16 protein-coding genes and 2 tRNA genes are annotated in these 21885 nt (G+C 72.2%); 15 read left to right on the forward strand and 3 right to left on the reverse strand.

Features of this window, described 5'->3' with window-relative positions:
* Nucleotides 1-117: 117 nt before the first annotated feature.
* The 7 genes from GGQ69_RS03630 (at nt 118) to GGQ69_RS03660 (ending at nt 7825) form a co-directional block, all read left to right on the forward strand.
* Nucleotides 118-912, forward strand: a complete 795-nt coding sequence (locus GGQ69_RS03630; RefSeq protein WP_183524745.1) for a fumarylacetoacetate hydrolase family protein — start codon at nt 118-120, stop codon at nt 910-912.
* Nucleotides 913-957: 45 nt separating this feature from the next.
* Nucleotides 958-2532: a glutamate--tRNA ligase gene (gltX, locus tag GGQ69_RS03635; protein ID WP_183524748.1), complete on the forward strand. Its 1575-nt coding sequence runs from the start codon at nt 958-960 to the stop codon at nt 2530-2532.
* A 150-nt stretch (nt 2533-2682) separates the two neighbouring features.
* A tRNA-Gln gene (locus tag GGQ69_RS03640) sits at nt 2683-2754 on the forward strand.
* Between the two features lie 101 nt (nt 2755-2855).
* Nucleotides 2856-2931: transfer RNA gene (locus tag GGQ69_RS03645), tRNA-Glu, on the forward strand.
* A 75-nt stretch (nt 2932-3006) separates the two neighbouring features.
* Entirely contained in the window at nt 3007-4917 is a 1911-nt protein-coding gene (locus GGQ69_RS03650) for a dynamin family protein (protein WP_183524751.1), read from the forward strand.
* On the forward strand, nt 4914-6632 hold the full coding sequence (locus GGQ69_RS03655) for a GTPase (protein ID WP_183524754.1): 1719 nt from the start codon (nt 4914-4916) through the stop codon (nt 6630-6632). Before GGQ69_RS03650 ends, GGQ69_RS03655 begins: the two co-directional genes overlap by 4 nt.
* Nucleotides 6629-7825 carry a thiamine-monophosphate kinase gene (locus tag GGQ69_RS03660; protein WP_183524756.1) on the forward strand — a complete coding sequence of 399 codons (1197 nt, stop codon included), beginning with the start codon at nt 6629-6631 and terminating at the stop codon, nt 7823-7825. The genes GGQ69_RS03655 and GGQ69_RS03660 overlap by 4 nt, the downstream gene beginning before the upstream one ends.
* A 47-nt stretch (nt 7826-7872) precedes the next feature.
* On the opposite strand, the gene GGQ69_RS03665 is transcribed toward GGQ69_RS03660, so the two are convergent.
* Complete coding sequence (locus GGQ69_RS03665) at nt 7873-9276, reverse strand: UDP-glucose/GDP-mannose dehydrogenase family protein (protein ID WP_183528252.1); 1404 nt, start codon at nt 9274-9276, stop codon at nt 7873-7875.
* Nucleotides 9277-9593: 317 nt separating this feature from the next.
* Between GGQ69_RS03665 and GGQ69_RS03670 the strand changes: the two genes are divergently transcribed.
* Nucleotides 9594-11738 carry an acyltransferase family protein gene (locus tag GGQ69_RS03670; protein ID WP_183524760.1) on the forward strand — a complete coding sequence of 715 codons (2145 nt, stop codon included), beginning with the start codon at nt 9594-9596 and terminating at the stop codon, nt 11736-11738.
* A gap of 58 nt (nt 11739-11796) precedes the next feature.
* On the opposite strand, the gene GGQ69_RS03675 is transcribed toward GGQ69_RS03670, so the two are convergent.
* Complete coding sequence (locus tag GGQ69_RS03675) at nt 11797-12561, reverse strand: IclR family transcriptional regulator (protein ID WP_370577096.1); 765 nt, start codon at nt 12559-12561, stop codon at nt 11797-11799.
* Between the two features lie 102 nt (nt 12562-12663).
* On the opposite strand from GGQ69_RS03675, the gene leuC reads away from it, so the two are divergent.
* The 6 genes from leuC to GGQ69_RS03705 all read left to right on the forward strand — a co-directional run bounded on the left by leuC (nt 12664) and on the right by GGQ69_RS03705 (nt 19199).
* On the forward strand, nt 12664-14142 hold the full coding sequence (leuC, locus tag GGQ69_RS03680) for a 3-isopropylmalate dehydratase large subunit (protein WP_183524763.1): 1479 nt from the start codon (nt 12664-12666) through the stop codon (nt 14140-14142).
* Nucleotides 14143-14144: 2 nt separating this feature from the next.
* On the forward strand, nt 14145-14747 hold the full coding sequence (gene leuD, locus GGQ69_RS03685) for a 3-isopropylmalate dehydratase small subunit (RefSeq protein ID WP_183524766.1): 603 nt from the start codon (nt 14145-14147) through the stop codon (nt 14745-14747).
* Between the two features lie 116 nt (nt 14748-14863).
* The gene (murA, locus tag GGQ69_RS03690; RefSeq protein ID WP_183524769.1) at nt 14864-16192 is read left to right on the forward strand and encodes a UDP-N-acetylglucosamine 1-carboxyvinyltransferase; all 1329 of its coding nucleotides are present in this window, start codon (nt 14864-14866) and stop codon (nt 16190-16192) included.
* 9 nt (nt 16193-16201) lie between these two features.
* Nucleotides 16202-16924, forward strand: coding sequence for a 1-acyl-sn-glycerol-3-phosphate acyltransferase (locus GGQ69_RS03695; RefSeq protein ID WP_183524773.1), 723 nt, complete (start codon nt 16202-16204; stop codon nt 16922-16924).
* Nucleotides 16921-18027, forward strand: a complete 1107-nt coding sequence (locus GGQ69_RS03700; protein WP_221243340.1) for an NAD(P)H-dependent glycerol-3-phosphate dehydrogenase — start codon at nt 16921-16923, stop codon at nt 18025-18027. The genes GGQ69_RS03695 and GGQ69_RS03700 overlap by 4 nt, the downstream gene beginning before the upstream one ends.
* Nucleotides 18028-18098: 71 nt before the next feature.
* Nucleotides 18099-19199, forward strand: a complete 1101-nt coding sequence (locus tag GGQ69_RS03705) for a D-alanine--D-alanine ligase family protein (protein WP_183528257.1) — start codon at nt 18099-18101, stop codon at nt 19197-19199.
* Between the two features lie 36 nt (nt 19200-19235).
* On the opposite strand, the gene GGQ69_RS03710 is transcribed toward GGQ69_RS03705, so the two are convergent.
* Nucleotides 19236-19835, reverse strand: a complete 600-nt coding sequence (locus GGQ69_RS03710; protein WP_255459410.1) for a DUF3515 domain-containing protein — start codon at nt 19833-19835, stop codon at nt 19236-19238.
* Between the two features lie 583 nt (nt 19836-20418).
* On the opposite strand from GGQ69_RS03710, the gene GGQ69_RS03715 reads away from it, so the two are divergent.
* Nucleotides 20419-21879, forward strand: coding sequence for a polysaccharide biosynthesis tyrosine autokinase (locus tag GGQ69_RS03715; protein WP_183524776.1), 1461 nt, complete (start codon nt 20419-20421; stop codon nt 21877-21879).
* The last annotated feature ends 6 nt before the right edge of the window (nt 21880-21885 follow it).

Raw genomic sequence — 21885 nt, forward strand, 5'->3', positions numbered from 1 at the left:
GATTCCCGTCACGGGTGGGCCCGGGCCCGGCCTCGCGGCCCGGCCCCAGTATTCCACAGGGGCGGGGGCCCTCTGCCGGGGTGCCCGGCCCCGCTGCCGTGCCACTAGGCTCGGGGCATGCGCATCGCCCGTTTCGTCGCCCAGTCAGAGCCCGCGTACGGCATCGTCGAGGGGGAGCCGGACGCCCCCCTGGAGGAGCTGACGATCACCGAACTGCACGGTGACCCGTTCTTCCAGGGCATCCATCCCACCGCCACGCGCCACGCCCTGGCCGACGTGCGGCTGGTGGCCCCCATCATCCCGCGGTCCAAGGTGGTGGGCGTCGGACGCAACTGGGCGGGCCACGCCGCCGAGCTCGGCAACGAGGTTCCGGACCGCCCCCAGTTCTTCCTCAAGCCCAACACCTCCGTGGTCGGACCGGGGGAACCGGTCACGCTGCCGTCCTGGTCCGAGGAGGTCTCCTACGAGGCGGAACTCGCGGTCGTCATCGGGACCATCTGCAAGGAGGTCCCGGTGGACCGCGTGGACGACGTCGTGTTCGGCTACACCGTGGCCAACGACCTCACCGCCCGGGACGCGCAGCGCGCGGACCTGCAGTGGGCCCGGGCGAAGGGCTTCGACGGCGCGTGCCCGCTGGGGCCGTGGATCGAGACCGGTCTGGACACCTCCGCCACGGAGGACCTGCGCATCACCATGACCCTGGACGGCCGGACCGTCCAGGACGGCACCACCGCGGACATGGTCTTCGGCGTCCGTGAGATCGTGGCCGCGGTCTCCGAGGCCTTCACGCTGCTGCCCGGGGACGTCATCCTCACCGGGACGCCGGCCGGCGTCGGCACCGTCGAGGCGGGCCAGCGCACCGAGGCGACGGTCGAGGGGATCGGCACCCTGGCCAGCGTCTATCGCCGCTGAGCGCCGGCCGCGCCGGCCGGCGTCGATAATAGACTGGCAGTCATCATGACGACTGCACACTCCGCCACGGCCCCCGCCGACATCCCCGCCGTCCCCGCCGACATCCCCGCCGTCCCCGCCGACGCCCCGGTCCGCGTCCGTTTCTGCCCCTCACCGACCGGAACCCCGCACGTCGGACTCATCCGCACCGCCCTGTTCAACTGGGGCTGGGCCCGGCACACGGGCGGGACCATGGTGTTCCGGATCGAGGACACCGACGCCAAGCGTGACTCCGAGGAGAGCTACCAGCAGCTGCTGGAGGCCATGTCCTGGCTCGGCATCGACTGGGACGAGGGCGTGGAGGTGGGCGGCCCGCATGCGCCCTACCGCCAGTCCCAGCGCGGTCAGATCTACCAGGACGTGATCGCCCGGCTCAAGGACGCCGGGTACATCTACGAGAGCTTCTCCACGCCGGAGGAGATCGAGGCCCGCCACCGTGCCGCGGGCCGGGACCCCAAGCTGGGATATGACGGTTACGACCGTGACCTGACCCCCGAGCAGGTGGCCGGGTTCCGCGCCGAGGGCCGCCAGCCCGCGCTGCGCCTGCGCATGCCGGAGGAGGACATCACCTTCACGGACACGGTGCGCGGTGAGATCACCTTCCAGGCCGGTTCGGTCCCGGACTTCGTGGTGGTGCGCCCGGACGGTTCCCCGCTCTACACCCTGGTCAACCCCCTGGACGATGCCCTGATGGAGATCACGCACGTGCTGCGCGGCGAGGACCTGTTGTCCTCCACGCCGCGGCAGATCGCGCTCTACCGGGCCCTATACGCCATCGGGGTGGCGAAGTACATGCCCGCGTTCGGCCACCTGCCGTACGTGATGGGGGAGGGCAACAAGAAGCTGTCCAAGCGGGACCCGCAGTCCAACCTGTTCCTGCACCGCGAGCACGGGTTCATCCCCGAGGGCCTGATCAACTACCTGGCGCTGCTGGGCTGGTCGCTCTCGGCGGACGAGGACATCTTCACCCGAGAGCAGTTCGTGCAGCACTTCGACGTGCACCACGTGCTGGCCAATCCGGCCCGGTTCGACGAGAAGAAGGCCACCGCGATCAACGGGACCCACGTGCGGATGCTGGACGGCCAGGACTTCCGCGACCGGCTGGTGCCCTACCTGCAGCAGGCCGGTCTCGTGTCCGACCCGTTGACGGCGCGCGAGGGCCAGGTCCTCGACGCCGCCGCCCCGCTGGTGCAGGAGCGCGTGGCCCTGCTGGGCGAGGCCGTGGACATGCTCGCCTTCCTGTTCCAGGCCGATGACCAGATCACGACGGCGGACGGGGCCCTCAAGGGCATGCCCGCCGACCTGGGCGGCGCCCTGGCCGCGGCGCGACGCGGACTGGCCGGGATCGAGGACGGTGACTGGAGGACCGAGGCCATCGAGGCCGCGCTGCGGCGTGAGCTGATCGACGGGCTCGGCCTCAAGCCGCGTCAGGCCTTCGGGCCCGTGCGGACCGCCGTGTCCGGCAAGAAGGTCTCGCCGCCGCTGTTCGAGTCCCTCGAGATCCTGGGGCGGGACTCCGCCCTGGCGCGCCTCGACCGGTTCGCGGCAGAGCAGGCCGCCCGCACCACGGACGCCGGCTGAACCGGGGCCCGGCCGGGGTGACGGAGCCCACCCCGGCGCCGTTTTGTCATCGGCGCCGATCGCCGGTATAGTAAACACCCGTGCCAGGGAGACCTGGTGCGGATGGCCCAAGGGAATCCCGGGTGACCGGATCATTCACTTGACAGCCATTGGGGTATGGTGTAATTGGCAACACAACGGTTTCTGGTACCGTCATTCTAGGTTCGAGTCCTGGTACCCCAGCGGATTTCACCGATTTGGTGAAAGCCCCCAGAGTATGAAATACTTCTGGGGTTGCCCGGAGAGAAACGCCAGTCAGGCGGGACTTGACGGACAACGGTGACGGCCCCATCGTATAGCGGCCTAGTACGCCGCCCTCTCACGGCGGTAACGCGGGTTCGAATCCCGCTGGGGTCACCACGAGCACGAGGCCCGGTCCATCAGGACCGGGCCTCTTGCGTTCCCCGGCACCTCCGTCCCGGGTGTCATGATGGGGTGGTGAGCACACCCTTCACGCCAGGAGCCCCCGACGCCGGTTCCCCGGACGAGCCACTGGCAGGATCCCCGGGGGCAGGACTGCCGGTCGCACCGGAGGCGCCGGTCCCCGCAGCGGGCGGTTCCGCGGACGCCGCCCCCCGGATCGCCGCCGAGGCCGTGGACCTCCTGGGCCGGCTCCGGACAGAACTGGATGCGGTCCGCCTGCCGCTGGCCGTGGACGGGGCCGCGGACACGGAGGCCGTCCGCCGGTCCGCCGTCGGCCAGCTCGACGACTACGTCCTGCCGCGCTACCGCAGCCTCGACGCCCCGCTGCTGGCCGTCGTCGGGGGATCCACCGGGGCCGGGAAGTCGACCCTGGTCAACGCCCTGGTGGGCCACCCCGTGACCCGGGCCGGTGCCATCCGCCCCACCACGCGGCAGCCGATCCTGCTGCACCACCCGGACGACGTCGAGTGGTTCACCACCGCTCGGGTACTGCCCGGGCTCTCCCGGACCACCGGCCACCGCGCCGATCCCGGTGCGCGGCCGCCGGCCGAGCGGGCGGGCGTGGACCCCGACCCCCAGGCCACGGACACCCTCGTGATGGTCGCCGAACCGCAGCTGCCCCCCGGACTGGCCCTGCTGGATGCCCCGGACATCGATTCCATCGCGGACGAGAACCGGCGGCTGGCCGCGCAGCTGCTCTCGGCGGCGGACCTGTGGATCTTTGTCACCACCGCCAACCGCTACGCGGACGCGGTGCCGTGGGAACTGCTGCTGGACGCGGCCGCCCGGGACATCACGGTCGCCGTCGTCCTGGACCGGGTGCCGGCCGGAGTCGAGGACGAGGTGGCCACCGACCTGTCCGCACTGCTGGGCCGGCGTGGACTGGGCGGGGCCGAGCTGTTCGTCGTCACCGAGTCACCACTGGACGCGGACGGCATGCTGCCGGCCGGTACCGCCGCGCCGCTCCAGCAGTGGCTGGCCGCCATAGCCCACGACGCCGGCTCCCGGTCCGAGGTGGCCCGCCGCACCCTCAACGGGGTGGTGCGGCAGCTCGCGGACAAGGCCGAGGGCATCGCCCAGGCCGAGGACGACCAGCGCGAGGCGGCCGAACGGCTGACCGGTGCCGTGGAATCGGCCTACGGACAGGCCCGGGAGGGGGTGCTGGCGGCCACCCACGACGGCACCCTGCTGCGCGGAGAGGTGCTCAGCCGCTGGCAGGACTTCGTGGGCACGGGCGAGTTCTTCCGGTCCCTGGAATCCGGCATCGGGCGCCTGAGGGACCGGATCACCGCCTTCCTGACCGGCCGGCCCGCGCCACCCGAGGCGGTCGAGACCGCCATCGAGACCGGACTGCACGCCGTGCTCGTGGAACAGGTGGCCGCCGCCGCCGAGGAGTCGGAGGACCGCTGGCGTCAGGACGCCGCCGGCCGGGCACTGCTCGAGGGCCGGGACCTGTCCCGGGTGCCGGAGGACTTCCCGGACCGGGCCGCCGCCGAGATCCGCGGCTGGCAGCAGGACCTGATCCGGCTCATCGAGGACGAGGGCGCGGGCAAGCGCACCATGGCCCGCGTGACCGCCCTGGGCGTGAACGGAGTGGCGGTGACCCTGATGATCGTGTCCTTCGCGTCCACCGGAGGGCTGCTCGGCATCGAGGTCGGGATCGCCGGCGGAACCGCCGTGGTGGCCCAGAAGCTGCTGGAGTCGATCTTCGGCGAGGACGCCGTGCGCCGCCTGGCCCGGCGCTCGCAGCAGAACCTGGCGCAGCGGGTCAGCGACCTGCTGGTCCATGACGCCCGGCGTTTCACCGTCCTGCTGGACGAGGTCCGTGAGGACGAGGAGACGGAGCACCTGCGGGCGCTGGTCCCCGGACTGCGCCGGCTCGGCGGCTCCGGCACCTCCGTGACCGGGGAGGCCGGGGCATGAGCCGCGACGGACGGGACCTGCGCGAGGGACAGGACCTGCGCGCCGTACCGGCGCCCCGGGACGGGACACCCCTGGACCGCAAGCTGGCCGCCCTCGGGACGGCCACGGACCTGGGGGAGGGCCGGTTGCCCGACCAGGCGCTCGCGGCCGCCCGCCAGGTGGTGGACCACGCCGGCCAGCGCCGCCGGCTCTCGGCGGAGCACACGGTCGTCGGCTTCTTCGGCGCCACCGGGTCGGGGAAGTCCAGCCTGTTCAACGCCGTCACCGGCCACGCTCTGGCCCGGGCCGCCGCCACCCGCCCGACCACCTCGGAGCCCATGGCCGCGGTGTGGGGTGCCGAGGGCGCCGGCCCCCTGCTCGACTGGCTCGAGGTGAACCAGCGGCACGTCCTGGACGGGCCGGCCGCCGGCACCGACCTGACTACGTGGTGGGGTCGGCGGCGGGAGTCGGGCGGGTTGATCCTGCTCGACCTCCCGGACTTCGACTCGATCGCGGCCGGTCACCGCAGGACCGTCCAGCGGCTCGTGGGCCAGGTGGATGTGCTGGTCTGGGTGGTGGATCCCCAGAAGTACGCCGACGCCGCGCTGCACCGGGAGTTCCTGGAACCCCTGGCCGCACACCGGGCCGTCACCCTCGTGGTGCTCAACCAGGTGGATCGCCTTGCCGGTCCGGATGTCGAGCGGGTCGTGGCCTCGCTGAAGGACCTGCTAGCCCGGGACGGACTGGTCCGCGTCCCCGTCTACCCGGCCTCGGCCACCACGGGGGCCGGTGTCGACGCCGTGCGGACCGCCATCGCCGAGGTGGCCGCCCAGCGCTCGGCCGCCACCGAACGACTGCTGTCCGACGTGCGGACCGCCGCCCGCGCACTGGGGTCCGAGGACGCCGGAGGCGTGCCGGCCGGCGTCGGCAAGGGGGCCGAGTCCCGGCTCGTGGACGCCCTGGCCGAGGCCTCGGGAGCCTCCACCGTGATCCGGGCCGTCGCCCAGTCCTACCGTCTCGAGGGGGGCCGGCGCACCGGCTGGCCCGTGATGCGGTGGATGGCCCGCGTGCGCCAGGACCCGTTGCGCCGGCTGGGCCTGCGCCGCGGTGAGGGTGCCGCCCCCGGGGCCACGTCCGGCGCCGACGACCCCCGTCTGCACCGCACGTCCCTGCCCGAGCGCAGCCCGGCCCAGCGGGCCCAGGCGGACGGGGCGGTCCGGGCCTTCGCCGACTCGGCCAGCGAGGGCGCACCGGACTCCTGGCGGTCCTCGATCCGCCGGGCCGCCCGCAGCCACGCGGAGCAGCTGCCCGATGAGCTCGACCAGGCCATCACCTCGACCGATCTCCGGGCCGGTGCCACCTCCTGGTGGTGGCATCTCGTCAATGTCCTGCAGTGGCTCGCCCTGCTGGCGGCCGTGGCCGGACTGGCCTGGCTCGGGGTCCTGGCCCTGGCGGCCTACCTCCAGTTCGACCTGCCCCCCGCCCCGGACGTGGAGGGGTTCCCCATCCCCACCCTGCTGGCGGCCGGCGGGCTGGCCTTCGGCATCCTGCTGGCCCTGCTCGCGGCCCCGCTGGTGCGCCTGGGCGCCCGGGCTCGTGCCCAGCGGGCCCGACGCCGGTTGCGTGCGGCGATCGCCGAGGTCGCCGCCCAGCGGATCGCAGAACCGGTGCGCCAGGAGATCAACCGCTACGGGCGGTTCCGGGAGGCGCTGGCGGCGGCCAGCGGGCGGCATTGAGCACCGGTCAGCAGGCGCGGTCGCGGGGCAGCACGGGGGACCGGACGGTCGGCGGCCTCGGTGAGGCCGGGATCCTGCGCATCCTGAACCGCCGCTTCGCCGTCCTGCCGGCCGCGGGGGACTGGCCCGAGGGTACGGTGGGGCCCGGGGACGACGCCGCGGTGGTGTCCGCCCCGGACGGACGGTTCGTCATCTCCACCGACGCCATGGCGCAGGACCGGGACTTCCGCCTGGACTGGCCGGCCGTCTCCTGCGGGGCATCCCGTGGCGGGGGCGGGGACGACGTCCGGGGTTTCGCCGGGGGGTACTCGATCGGCTGGAAGGCGGCGGCCCAGAACCTGTCGGACATGAACGCGATGGGGGCGGACGCCACCGGGCTGCTGCTGGCCCTGACCATGCCTCACACCACGGGGGTGTCCTGGATCGACGGTCTCGCCGCCGGGATCGCCGGGGCCGTGAGGCGCCTGGGGGCCCGGCGGTGCCGGGTCGTGGGCGGGGACCTGGGCTCGGACGACCGGATCACCCTGGCCATCACGGCCACCGGAGACCTCGGCGGCCGCCCCGCGGTCCGGCGCGCGATGACGCCCACGGTGTCCGCGGCGGACCCCGTGGACCTCGTACTGTGCGGGCGGGCCGGCTGGGCCGCCGCCGGACTCGCGGTGCTGGACACCTCCCGGGAGGAGCTCCTGGACCGGCTCCGGAGGGGCGCCCCCGGGGTTCGGCGGCTGGCCGCCCGGGCCGCGACGGCCCAGTTGCGCCCGCGCCCCGTGCTGGGGGCGGGACGACGTGCCGCCGAGGCCGGGGCCCTGGCCATGATGGACGTCTCGGACGGCGTGGCCAAGGACGCCGGGCGGCTGGCGCTGGTGAACGGCCGCCGCGTCGAGCTGGATCCGGACTGGGTGCGCTCCGACGCCGCCGTGCTGGACCCCCTGGCGCGAGCGCTGGGCCAGGACGCCCGGGACTGGGTGACGGCCGGCGGTGAGGACTACGGACTGCTCGCCGTCCTGCCGGCGCGCGCCCGGATCCCCCACGGCTTCCGGCGCGTCGGCCGCCTCCTCCCCGGCGACCTGCCCGGGGTCACCGGGGACGGTGGCGGCGCCGGTCCGGGGGCCGGCCCGGTGGAGTGGCCGCAGGAGGGGTCCGGGATGGCTCAGGACCAGGGCGGCTGGGACCACTTCGCCCGGGACGGCTGAACCGCACCGGTGGCGCTCCAGAGGGGATGGGGTTCAGTGCCCGGCGGTCACTGCGCGGGGTCGAAGCGGTGGCCGAGGGCGGCGTGGGTGAAGCCGGCCTGGCGCCAGGTGGAGGGGTCCAGGACGTTGCGGGCGTCGATGATGGTGGGCCGGTTCATGAGGGTGGCGACGTGGGTGGGGTCCAGGGCCTTGAACTCGTCCCATTCGGTGAGCAGGATGACCAGGTCGGCCCCGGTCAGGGCCGCCTGGCTGGTGTTCACGTAGTCCAGTCGGGGGAACCGGGCGGCGGCGTTGGGGTTGCCCTTCGGGTCGTAGACGGCCACGTCGGCCCCGGCGGTGTAGAGCCGGTTGGCCACGTCCAGGGCGGGGGAGTCGCGCACGTCGTCGGAGTCGGGCTTGAAGGTGACCCCGAGGATCGCGATCCGCGCCCCGTTCAGGACCTGGACGGAGACCGGGTCCGGGGTGTGCCCGGCCCCGCCGTTGGGTGCCCGCCGGGGTGCCCCGTGCAGGGTGTGGGAGAGGACCTGGACGGCCAGGTCCACGACCTTGTCGCGGCGGCGCAGGTTGATGTCGTCCATCTCGGCCAAAAAGCGCATGGTGCGGTCCAGGCCGAGCTCGCTCACCCTCGCCTGCAGGGCGCGGATGTCCTTGGGCAGGCAGCCCCCGCCGAACCCGACCCCGGCGTTCAGGAAGCGCCGGCCGATCCTGGGGTCGTGGCCGATCGCGTCGGCCAGGGTGCCGATGTCCCCGCCGACGTGCTCGGTGATCTCACTGAAGGCGTTGATGAAGGAGATCTTCGTGGCCAGGAACGCGTTCGCGGCGACCTTGACCAGCTCCGCGGTCGCGTAGTCCGTGGCAATCCACGGGGTCCCGGCGGCCAGCGCCTGTGCGTACACCTCACGCAGCACCTGCTCGGCGTGGGCGGAGGTGACCCCGACGACGAGGCGGTCCGGGGTCAGGGTGTCGGCCACGGCGAAGCCCTCGCGGAGGAACTCCGGGTTCCAGGCCAGCTGAACCGCCCCGGGCATCCCGGTGGCGGCGCGGGTGTCGGCGATCAGGGTGGCCAGGCGTTCGGCGGTGCCGACCGGGACGGTGGACTTGCCCACGATCAGCGCGTCCTGGCTGATGTGCTCGGCCAGGGACACCGCGGCCGCATCCACGTAGCGCATGTCCGCCGCGCTCTCACCGGGCTTCTGCGGGGTGCCCACCCCGATGAAGTGCACATCGGCCCACGCACCGACCTCGGCGTAGGAGGTGGTGAACCGCAACCGGCCCGAGCGCACGTGCTTGACGAGCAGCTCCGGCAGCCCGGGCTCGTGGAACGGCAACTCCCCCCTGGACAGGGCCTCGACCTTGGCCGGGTCGATGTCCAGCCCCAGCACCTCGAACCCCAGCTCCGCCATGCACGCCGCATGCGTCGCCCCCAGATACCCCGTCCCCACCACCGACATCCGCAGGGGGGAGGTGGCAGGGCCCTGGGCGTCCTGGGGTGCGGGAAGGGTCGTCACGGCGGGAGTCGCTCCTGTCCGGTCGGGGAAACTGTCCAGACCGCGGGCGGTCTCCGGGCAGGATAAGGGCCGAACCGGTGATCGGCCGAACCTGCGGTCGAACACCGGGCCAACGGGAGGAGAACTCCACGTCACGGACGCCTCAGCGCTGGCCGCGGTCCGCAGGGCCCGGCGGATCCAGCAAGTGTAAATCGAGTAGGGGCGCCCCTCCGTGGTGAACCTATGCTGTGGCCATCGCGTCGCTGACATACGGGGGAGCCATGACCGAGGCCTTGGCCGCAGAGGAGCGGCAGTCTCCTCCCGGTGGCCTGCCCACGTCCCCTCGTCGCGACATCCAGGGACTCCGGGCCCTGGCCGTCCTGGCCGTCCTGATGGACCACCTCGCAGGCTGGCCGAGGGGTGGTTTCGTCGGGGTGGACATCTTCTTCGTGATCTCCGGTTTCCTCATCACCGGCCTCCTGCTCCGGGAGTATGAACGCACCGGGAGCATCTCGTTCCGCTCGTTCTACGTGCGCCGGTTCAAGCGGATCATGCCGGTATCGGTGCTGGTCCTGTTCGTCACCGTCGTGATGGCGAGCCTGCTCTTCCCCACGACGAGGACCGTCACCACGATGGGTGATGCCCTGTGGTCCCTCGTCTTCGCGGGCAACTGGCGGTTCGCCATCAGCGGCTCGGACTACTTCCAGGAAGGCGCCCTGCCCTCGCCGCTGCAGCACTACTGGTCCCTCGGCGTGGAGGAACAGTTCTACCTTGTCTGGCCGTGGCTCCTGCTGGTGGTTCTGGTCATCGTGGCACGGGCCCGGGGCACCCTGGCCGTCCGGCGTGGAGTACTGGCCGTCACGGTCCTGGCCCTGATCGTCGCCTCGTTCTCCTGGGCGCAGGCGGAAACGGCCCTGAACCCGACGGTCGCCTACTTCTCGACGGCGTCCCGGGCCTGGGAACTGGGGGTCGGTGCGCTCCTGGCCGTCCTGGCCCCTGTCTTCGCCCGGCTCCCCGAACGACTGCGTTCCCCGCTGGCATGGCTCGGCTTGACGGGTATGGCCGTGTCGATAATCTGGCTCGCGCCGGGCCACGTGGGTTTCCCGGCGCCGTTGGCGCTGTTCCCGGTGGTCTCGGTCGCCGTGGTCATCGCCGCGGGGATCGGAGCACGGTCCACCGGCCCGTGGCCACTGACGAACCCGGTGAGTCGTTACGTCGGTGACATCTCCTTCTCCCTGTACCTGTGGCACTGGCCGGTCATGGTCCTCGTCACCGCGCTGACGCCCGGTGACGGGATCCGGTACTACCTGTGGTCGCTCATCCTGGTGCCCGTCCTCTCCGTCTGCAGCTACCACCTGGTGGAGGACCCGCTTCGCCGCGAGGCGTGGTTCACGCGCGAGGGGGAGCACGACGGCCGACGTGGGCGCCGGCCCGGTGCGCTGCGGACGGTCGCGGCCGTCGCGGTGGTGTGCGTGGCGGGCGCCGGCGTCGTCCTGGCGGCGTTCGCGGTCCGCTGGGACCACGCCGCGACAGCGGACGACGGACCCTCCGGTCAGGAGTCCGTCCTGGCCGGCTCGGCCGAGGCCATCGACGCGGCACCGGCCCCCACCGTGAAGGGCGGGTGCCTGGGGGCTGCGGCGATGGCGGCCGGGGAGGACTGCGCCGGCCTGCTGGGGGACCGGTTGCTGCCGTCCCTGGAGACCTTCGCCGAGGACACCGGCGGCCAGTACCAGTGCTGGCGATCCAAGGACGGGCCCGCCTTCCCGGACTGCGACCTGGGTGACCCGGGCGGGACGCTCCGGGTGGCACTCATCGGGGACAGCCACGCGGCCTCGTTCCTTCCGGCCGTCGAGGCGGTGGCGGAACGCCACGGCTGGGAGCTGGACGTGTTCACCGGCTTCGCCTGCCACTGGTACGTCCACGAGGCGGGGGACAACTGCTACGGCCCCCTGCAGGACGCCGAGGAGGCCCTCCTGACCGGCGAGCCCTATGACGCGGTGCTGGTCACCTCCTCGCGCTACGACGATTCCCGGCCGCTCCAGGAGCGGACCGACCTGTACGTCCGGGCCTGGGAGCCCGTGGCGGTCCGGGGGACCCGGATCATCGCGGTCACCGACGTGCCCGCCGCCACGGAGGAGTCCATCCAGTGCCTGACCCGGATCGGGTTCTCCGTCACGGACAACGACTGCGGGGTGCCCCGCGAGGAGGCCCTGGCCAGGGTGGATCCCCTGCCACGGGCGGCCTCCCGCGTGGAGGGCGCCGGCGTGGTCGACCTGACCGAGTACTTCTGCACCGAGGACCTCTGTCCGGCGGTGATCGGCAACACCGTGGTCTACCGGGACGCCAGCGGACACATCTCCTCGACCTACGCCCGGTCCCTGACGCCCTTCCTCGAAGAGGACCTGCTCGGCCTGCTGGACCAGTGACGAGCCGCAACGGGCCGTCCTGGCGTCCTCCTGAGCGGCCGCCGGCCGGACACACGGGTCAGGACGAGGTGGTCTCGGCCGAGCGCACCAGCTCGGTCAGGTTGAGCGCGGCACGCATGACGGTCTCGGCATGGACCCGTCCCGGCTGGCGGGTGAGCCGTTCGATGGGGCCGGAGATGGACACCGCCGCGATGACCCGGCCGCTCGGGCTGCGCACCGGGGCGGACACCGAGGCGACGCCCGGCTCGCGCTCACCCAGGGACTGGGCCCAGCCGCGACGCCGGACCGCGGCCAGCACCGTGGGGGTGAACACGGCGCCGGAGAGCCCCTCGACGAGCCGTTCGTGATCCTCCCAGGCCAGGAGCACCTGAGCGGCCGAACCGGCCTTCATGGACAGCCGGGTGCCCACCGGGATGGTGTCCCGCAGGCCCACGGGGCGCTCGGCGCTGGCGACGCAGACGCGGCTGTCCGCCTGCCGCCGGAACAGCTGGGAACTCTCGCCGGTGGCGTCCCGCAGCCGCGTCAGCACCGGCCCCGCCGCGGAGGTCAGGCGGTCCTCGCCGGCGGCGGAGGCCAGTTCTCCCAGGCGGCTGCCGAGGATGTACCGGCCCTGCAGGTCACGTCCCACCAGCCGGTGGTGGACCAGGGCGGCCGCCAGCCGGTGGAGCGTCGGGCGGGCGATGCCCGTGGCGGCGACCAGCTGGGCCAGGGAGGTGGGGCCGGCCTCCAGGGCGTCCAGGATCGCAGCGGCCTTGTCGACGACGCCGACACCGCTGGGCCGGTGCAACGCCTGGAGCTGGGGCGAGGTCGGAGGGATGTCCATACTCTGATACTAGCGTCTCAATATATGAGATTGTGTCTGAGGTGCTGGCCGCGCCCCGCACGCGGTGCCACAGTGGAACGGTCACAGGTGGAAGGACTTGAGATGGCAGAGATCCCCGAGAACGCAGTCAATCCGGCGGCCCCGCGCACGCTGGCCGAGAAGGTGTGGCAGGACCACGTGGTCGTTCCCGGTGAGGGTGCCGGAGAGGCGCAGACCCCGGACCTGCTCTACATCGACCTGCACCTGGTCCACGAGGTCACCAGCCCCCAGGCCTTCGAGGGCCTGCGGCTCGCCGGACGCCCCGTCCGCCGGCCCGACCTGACGATCGCCACCGAGGACCACAACACGCCCACGCTGGAGATCGACAAGCCGATCGCCGACCCGGTCTCGGCCAAGCAGATCCAGACCCTGCGGGACAACGCCCGCGAGTTCGGCATCCGGCTGCATTCCCTGGGCGACGCCGAGCAGGGCATCGTGCACGTCGTCGGACCCCAGCTGGGCCTGACCCAGCCGGGCATGACCGTGGTCTGCGGCGACTCGCACACCTCCACGCACGGGGCCTTCGGCGCGCTGGCGTTCGGCATCGGCACCTCGGAGGTCGAGCACGTGCTGGCCACCCAGACCCTGCCCCTGAAGCCGTTCAAGACGATGGCGATCAACGTCGAGGGCACGCTGCGCGACGGCGTCACCGCCAAGGACATCATCCTGGCCGTCATCGCCAAGATCGGCACCGGCGGCGGCCAGGGCTACGTGCTGGAGTACCGCGGCTCGGCCATCCGGTCCCTGTCCATGGACGCCCGCATGACCATCTGCAACATGTCGATCGAGGCGGGCGCCCGCGCCGGGATGATCGCCCCGGACGAGACCACGTTCGAGTACATCAAGGACCGCCCGCACGCGCCGCAGGGACAGGACTGGGACGCGGCCGTGCAGTACTGGAGCAGTCTGCCCACCGACGAGGGTGCCAGCTTCGACGCCGAGGTGTTCCTCGACGCCGACACGCTCGAGCCCTTCGTCACGTGGGGCACGAACCCGGGCCAGGGCGTGTCCCTCAGTGACACCGTGCCCTCCCCGGAGCAGTTCGAGGATCCCAACGCCCAGGCCGCCGCGCAACGGGCGCTGGAGTACATGGACCTGAGGCCCGGGACACCCATGAAGGACATCCGGGTGGACACGGTCTTCCTCGGGTCCTGCACCAACTCCCGCATCGAGGACCTGCGCACCGCCGCCTCCATCATCAGGGGGCAGGCCAAGGACGAGGACGTGCGGATGATCGTCGTCCCGGGCTCGGCGCGGGTGCGCCTGCAGGCCGAGGCCGAGGGCCTGGACCGGGTCTTCAAGGACTTCGGCGCCGAGTGGCGCTTCGCCGGCTGCTCCATGTGCCTGGGCATGAACCCGGACCAGCTGGCACCGGGGGAGCGCTGCGCGTCCACCTCCAACCGCAACTTCGAGGGCCGCCAGGGCAAGGGGGGCAGGACGCACCTCGTCTCCCCGGTGGTCGCGGCCGCCACCGCCATCCGCGGCACGCTCTCATCCCCGTCCGACCTGACCGCCGGTCAGTCCCAGTTCCAGGAGGCCTGATCATGGAACCGTTCGCCCGTCACACCGGAATCGGTGTCCCGCTCAAGCAGTCCAACGTGGACACGGACCAGATCATCCCGGCCGTCTACCTCAAGCGCATCACCCGGACCGGTTTCGAGGACGCCCTCTTCGCCGGCTGGCGCAAGGACCCGGAATTCGTCCTGAACCGTGAGCCGTATAACTCCGGGTCCGTGCTGGTGGCCGGCCCGGACTTCGGCACCGGATCCTCGCGCGAGCACGCCGTGTGGGCGCTGAAGGACTACGGCTTCAAGGCCGTGCTCTCGGCGCGCTTCGCGGACATCTTCCGCGGCAACGCCGGCAAGCAGGGCCTCGTGGCCGCCGAGGTGGACCAGCAGGACATCGAGCTGATCTGGAAGGAGCTCGAGAACCACCCGGGCACCGAGGTCACCGTGGACCTGCAGGGCCGCACCGTCAGCTGCGGCGCCGTGACGGCCGGGTTCCAGCTGGACGACTACACCCGGTGGCGGCTCATGGAGGGGCTGGACGACATCGGCCTCACCCTGCGCACAGAGGCCGAGATCTCCGCCTTCGAGGCCGCCAGGCCCCCGTTCAAGCCCGCCACGCTGCCCGCACGCACGGCCTGACCCCTCTTCGGGCCGTATGCTGGGATGCGGATCCGCGCCCCCGGGCGAACCACCCCAGTGGATCCATCACGAAGCTACGGCCCGACCCGGCGGGCCACGGAGGATGTCCACTGTCTATGGGAAATCTGCTGACGATCAACGGCGGCAAGCCGCTCGAGGGGCGCGTCAGCGTCCGGGGCGCCAAGAACCTGGTGCCGAAGGCCATGGTGGCCTCACTGCTGGGCGACAAGCCGTCCGTGCTGCGCAACGTCCCCGAGATCCGGGACGTGGACATCGTCACCGGACTGCTCTCCGTGCACGGCGTGAAGGTCAGCAAGGACCCGGTCTCGGGTGACCTGACCATGGACCCGGCGCAGACCAAGTCCGCCACGAGTTCGGAGATCGACGCCCACGCGGGGGACTCCCGCATCCCCATCCTCTTCTGCGGGCCGCTGATGCACTCGATCGGGGAGGCGTTCATCCCGGACCTCGGCGGCTGCCGGATCGGCGACCGGCCGATCGACTTCCACCTCACGGTGCTGCGCAGCTTCGGGGCCGTCGTGGAGAAGCGTCCCGGCGGCATCCACATCTCCGCGCCCAAGGGACTGACCGGCGCCAAGCTGGAGCTGCCCTACCCCTCCGTGGGGGCCACCGAGCAGGTGCTGCTGACCGCCGTCAAGGCCGAGGGCATCACGGAGCTCAAGGGCGCGGCCGTCGAGCCCGAGGTGCACGACCTGATCGCCGTCCTGCAGAAGATGGGCGCGATCATCACCGTCCAGACCGACCGGACCATCCGGATCGAGGGCGTCAGCAAGCTCTCCGGTTTCAACCACCGCGCCATCCCGGACCGCAACGAGTCCGCCTCCTGGGCCTCCGCCGCGCTGGTCACCCAGGGCGACATCTACGTCGAGGGCGCGATGCAGCGTGACCTGACGGCGTTCCTGAACACCTACCGGAAGATCGGCGGGGAGTTCGACGTCGACGACGAGGGCATCCGCTTCTGGCACGGCGGCGGCGCGCTCAAGCCGCTGGTGCTCGAGACCAACGTCCACCCGGGATTCATGACCGACTGGCAGCAGCCCCTGGTGGTCGCCCTGACGCAGGCGGAAGGGGTGTCGATCGTCCACGAGACCGTGTACGAGAACCGATTCGGCTTCACGGACGCCCTGGTACGCATGGGCGCCTCGATCCAATTGCACCGGGAGTGCCTGGGCTCGGTGCCGTGCCGCTTCGGGCAGCGCAACTTCCTGCACTCGGCCGTGATCTCCGGACCCACCGAGCTGCACGGGGCGGACTTCGACATCCCGGACCTGCGCGGCGGGTTCTCGCACCTCATCGCGGCCCTGGCCGCCAAGGGCACCTCGCAGGCCACCGGCATCGAGATCATCAACCGGGGCTACGAGAAGTTCATGGACAAGCTGACCGGCCTCGGCGCCGACGTCGAGCTCAGCCGCATCAGCCGCTAGGAGACTGTCTTGACCGCACCAGCCGGGCTCCGCGCCGGGTACTTCGCCGCGTCCCTCCTGGTCCGTCCCGGACTCAACGCCATCATGGCCAAGGAGTGGCAGGGCACCGAGAACATCCCGGACTCGGGCTTCATCGTCTGCGCCAACCACGTGTCCAACCTGGACCCGCTGGCCATGGGCCACTTCGTGTACAAGCAGGGCCACCTCCCGCACTTCCTGGCGAAGTCCGAACTGTTCCAGCTGCCGGTGATCGGCGGGCTGCTCACCGCCATGCGGCAGATCCCGGTCGACCGCTCCCGCGGCGGGAACGACTCCCTGCTGGCCGCGGACGCCGTCCTCGCCCAGGGCGGGGCCATCATCATCTACCCGGAGGGCACGCTGACCTCCGACCCCGACCTGTGGCCGATGAAGGCCAAGACCGGGGCGGCCCGGCTCGCCCTGAAGACCGGGGTCCCGGTGATCCCGGTGGCCCAGTGGGGCATCCAGGAGGTCCTGCCGCAGACCGCCACGGTGCCCTCCGTGCGGCCCCGCCACACCGGCAGGATCCGTGTCGGCACGCCGGTGTCCCTGGACGACCTGCGGGAGGCGCCGCTGACCCGGGCCGTGCTGGAGACCGCGAGCGAACGCATCATGTCCGCCATCTCCTCCGAGCTGGAGGTCCTGCGCGGGGACAAGGCACCCGAGGGGCGCTGGAACCCGCGGACCGGCCAGCGGGAGACGGTCCAGGCATGACGGGTTCCCGCACGCCGGGCGGGCCCCCGGTCGCGGCGGACCGCGCCCCGGCAGGCCCGGCACCCGAGACCCCCCGCAGCGAACGGATCGCCGTCGTCGGTGCCGGCAGCTGGGGGACGACCTTCGCCAAGGTGCTGGCAGACAGCGCCGCCGAGCGCGGCCTCGCCGATCCGGAGATCGTGCTCTGGGCGCGCCGCCCGGACGTGGCCGCCGGCATCAACGCCGCGCACCGCAACCCGGACTACCTGCCGGACATCGACCTGCCGGAGGCGCTGACCGCGACCACGGACCTCGCCGCGGCCGTGGCGGGCGCCGGCATGGTCGTGCTGGCCATCCCCGCCCAGGAGGTCCGCGGGCACCTGCCCGAGATCCGTGCGCACCTGGCCCCGGACGCCGTCGTGGTCTCCCTCGTGAAGGGGCTGGAGCGCGGCTCCGACGCGCGGATGAGCGAGCTGTGCGCCGAGGGGCTCGGCCTGGCCGCGGACCGCTTCGCCGTGGTCTCGGGACCCAACCTGGCCCTCGAGATCGCGCGCGAGGAACCGACGGCGACCGTCGTCGCCTCGGCCTCGCCCGGGACCGCCGCCTGGGTCGCCGAACGGGTCTACGGCCCCTACTTCCGGCCCTACACGAACACGGACGTGGTCGGCGTGGAGATCTGCGGGGTCGTCAAAAACGTGATCGCCCTGGCCGTCGGCATCTGCGACGGACAGGGCCTCGGCGACAACTCCAAGGCGTCGATCATCACGCGCGGACTGGCCGAGACCTCACGCCTGGCCGTGCGGCTCGGCGGCCGGGCGGAGACCCTGTCCGGACTGGCCGGCCTGGGGGACCTGGTGGCCACCTGCGCCTCGCCCCTGTCCCGCAACCGCAGCGCCGGCCGGCTCCTCGGACAGGGGCTCGACGTCGCGGCCACCACGGCCCGGCTGCGCCAGACCGCCGAGGGCATGAAGTCGGTCTCGGCCGTGGTGGACCTCGCGCGCCGACACGGCGTGGAGATGCCCATCAGCGAGGCGATCAACGCCGTCATCGCTGGCAGACTCGACGTCGACACCCTCGCGGGGCTCCTGTTGGCCCGCGACCTCAAACCGGAAGGACGACATTGACCCAGGACCCAGCCCTCCGTCCCGGCAGCGTCGGAGACAAGCACTGCCCGGGTTCGGGCCGGGACGGCCGGTTGCGCGTGCTTGTGCTGTTCGGCGGCCGCTCCTCCGAGCACCCCATCAGCTGCATCACGGCCGCCGGTGTCCTGAACGCCATGGACCCGGAGAAGTACGAGGTGGTGCCCGTGGGCATCACCACGCAGGGCCGCTGGTCGGCGGTCGCCGCGGACACCGCCCAGTGGAACCTGACCGGCACCGAGCTGCCCTCCGTCCCGGAACCGGACCAGCCCCTCGTGCTGGGGGCCACCCCGGACGGCGGACACGAACTGACGTCCGCCACCGATGCCGAGTCCCACGGGCCCATCGACGTGGTGTTCCCCCTGCTCCACGGCCCCTTCGGGGAGGACGGGACCCTGCAGGGCATGCTGGAGATGGCCAACGTGCCCTACGTGGGCCCCGGCGTGCTCGCCTCCGCCGTCGGGATGGACAAGCACTTCATGAAGATCGCCTTCCAGGCCGCCGGGCTCGCGGTGGGACCCTGGGAGACCATCACCGACCGGCAGTGGCTGACCGCCCCGGAACGGGCCCTGGACCGGGCCGAGGCCCTGGGCTACCCGCTGTTCGTCAAGCCCGCCCGCGCCGGGTCGTCGATGGGGATCAGCCGGGTGACCGACCGCGAGGGCCTGCGCACCGCCGTCGGGGTCGCCCGGGAGCTGGACCCCAAGGTCGTCGTGGAGGCGGGGATCGCCGGCCGGGAGATCGAGTGCGCCGTGCTGGACGGCCACGGCACGGACCGTCCCCGGGCCTCCCTGCCGGGTGAGATCGTGGTGCACGCCGGAGCCCAGCAGCACGAGTTCTACGACTTCCAGGCCAAGTACCAGGACGACACGGCAGCGGACCTGTCCTGCCCCGCGGACCTGCCGGAGGCCGCCATCGCCGAGGTCCAGGAGCTGGCCGTGCGGGCCTTCGAGGCCGTGGACGCGGAGGGCCTGTCCCGCGTGGACTTCTTCTACACCCCGGACGGGCGGTTCGTGATCAACGAGATCAACACGATGCCGGGGTTCACGCCGATCAGCATGTACCCGGCCATGTGGGAGCGCTCAGGCCTGGGCTACCGGGAGCTCATCGACGAACTGATCACCCTGGCCGTGGAGCGCGGGACCGGCCTGCACTAGCGTCCACGCCGGCCCGCACCACCCCGTCGGCCCGCGCTACCCGGTCGGTCCGGGCGTCGCCGGAATGGTCTCCGTGGGCGCCGACGTGCAGCCCCCGGTCGCCGGGATCCTCGAGACGGCCGGGGCCAGGTCCACCATGACCGAGCTCGAGGCGGCACGGGTGTCGTCGAACAGCACCTCGACCGCCGGCGTGCGCCCGTAGGTCGTCAGCGTCCAGAACTCGCCGTCGTCCCGGGTCACCCAGTCCACCCCGTTGGCGGTCACGCAGTGTTCGGTGGTCGGCCCGGGGGTCGGGACCCCGCAGCGCAGGATCACGGCCGAGGGCTCGCCCCAGGCCGCCGTGGCCTGGCTGTCCGTCTCGCGCCGGTCCAGGCCGGCGACGGCGTCCGGCAGGGCCACCATGGCCTCGGCGCACACCGGGTCAGTGGCCTCCGGGGCGGGCTCGACGTCGGCCACCGGCGCGGCACAACCGGTCACCAGGAGGCCGGCGGCCACCATCCCCACGCCGAGCGCGGCGTTCCGGCGCCCGGCGGCGCGCGGCCGCCCCGCGGGACGGCAGGGGAGACCGGCCTGGGCCGGACCGCCGGAACCGGCGGATCGGACGCGAACCTCGGAGTCAACACCGCGCGAAAGCATCCACCCAGCCTACGACGGCTGGCCGTGACCGTGACGTAGCATGGTTCCCAGCGCCGCGGAAGAGGGGGGTCGTCCCGGGCCGGGTCCCCAGGTGTGCGCTCTCCACCGACATGCCGACCCAGCCCGATCGCGGAGGACCCCCTTGTCCCACCCTGTGCGCCGTGACGCCGAGACGGTGGGACATCTCCCCGACGTGGCCTCGACCGCCGGATGCGGTGAGGTCCGGGTGACGGATCGGCCCTGCCCCCCGCGAGCGATCGACCCCGCGTTCCTGACGCCGGTGGTGACGGGAACTCCGGGTAGGATCACCGATGTGGTCACGGAGCTATCCCCCTACCTGACCATGGACGATTCCCCCACCGTCGGCACGTTGGCCGGCCGGGGGAGGACCATGACAGACCTCCGGTCCGGCGACGCCGACATGTTCACGCTGCCGACCCCTGGCGTCGGCCGGGTGCGGGGACAATCGGCCGCCTGGCCGGACGTACAGGCAATCGCGACCACCGGCCCAGGGTTGGGCCAGGGCGAGATGGCGTCGTATCGAACCGGTCGGTGACCGGGACCAACCAGAAAGGATCGCGACTTGGACCTGCGCGACTACATCCGGATCCTGCGGAACAATTGGCTGTCGATTCTGTTGATCACCCTCCTGGGCGTCGCCGTCGCGGCCGGCGCCACGGCGCTGACGAAGCCCACCTACACGGCGCGGACCCAGATCTTCGTCGCGGTGAACTCGGGGGAGACCGCCACTGACATCCTGCAGGGCTCCAGTTTCTCGGAGAAGCGCGTCACGTCCTACGTCACCCTGGCCAAGAGCCCGCGCGTGCTGCAGCCGGTCATCGACGAGCTGGGCCTGGACGCCAGCCCCACGGCGCTCGCCGCGACCGTGGAGGCCACCGCCCCGCCGCAGACGGTGCTGATCAACCTGTCCGCGAGCCACGAGGATCCGGCCCGGTCGGCCGAGATCGCCAACGCGGTGGCCGAGTCCCTGATCGCCACCGTCTACGCGGTCGAGGATCCCGAGGGGGGTGGCGACCCGTTGGTGGACCTGTCCGTCGTGGAGAGCGCGGACGTGCCGGTGTCCCCGTCCAGCCCCCGCGTGGCGCTCAACCTGGTGCTCGGCCTCGTGGTCGGTGCCGCGCTCGGCGTCGCCTTCGCCCTGCTGCGCAGCCTGCTGGACTCCCGTATCCGCAGCCGCGAGGACGTCGAGCGGGTCACGGACGCCCCGGTGCTCGGTGCCTTCGCCGACCACAAGGACGCCGAGGACGAGGCCATCATCTCCCTGGACGACCAGTTCGACCCGCGGGCCGAGAACTACCGCCAGTTGCGCACCCACCTGAAGTTCACGAACGTCGACGGCGGCACCCAGTCCGTGGTCGTGACCTCCCCGATCCCGGGCGAGGGCAAGACCACCACCGCCTGCAACCTGGGCATCATGCTCGCCGAGTCCGGAAGCCGCGTGCTGGTCATCGATGCCGACCTGCGCCGTCCGCGAGTGGCCAAGACGCTGGGCCTGGAGGGGGCCGTCGGGCTGTCCACCGTCCTGTCGGGCCAGATCGACCTCGAGGACGCCATCCAGCCGTGGGGGCCGGACGGCGAGCTGGACGTGCTCACCTCGGGTGAGATCCCGCCGAACCCCTCGGAACTGCTCGGTTCGGACGCCATGCGGCGGCTCATGCACCAGCTCGAGGGCCGGTACGACATGGTCCTGCTCGACGCACCTCCGCTGCAGCCGGTCACCGATCCCACGGTCCTGGCCGCGATGGCCTCCGGCGTCATGCTCGTCACGCGCGTGGACGGTTACGTGCACCGCGAACAGCTGCAGGGCGGGCTGGACAGCCTGGAGTCCGTGGACGCGCGCCTGCTGGGCCTGGTCCTGACCCGCGTGCCGAACCAGCGCGGCACCTACTACGCCTACCAGTACGCCTATCAGTCCGACGTCGTGGAGCCGACCTCGAGCCGGCGCGCCCAGGGTGGCCGCGGATCCGCCGAGTCCAGTGACCGGAACGGCCAGAAGGCGCTGACGGACATGCGGTTGCGTTGAGGTACC

It is taken from the genome of Micrococcus sp. TA1 (assembly GCF_014199555.1).
Classification (GTDB): domain Bacteria; phylum Actinomycetota; class Actinomycetes; order Actinomycetales; family Micrococcaceae; genus Citricoccus.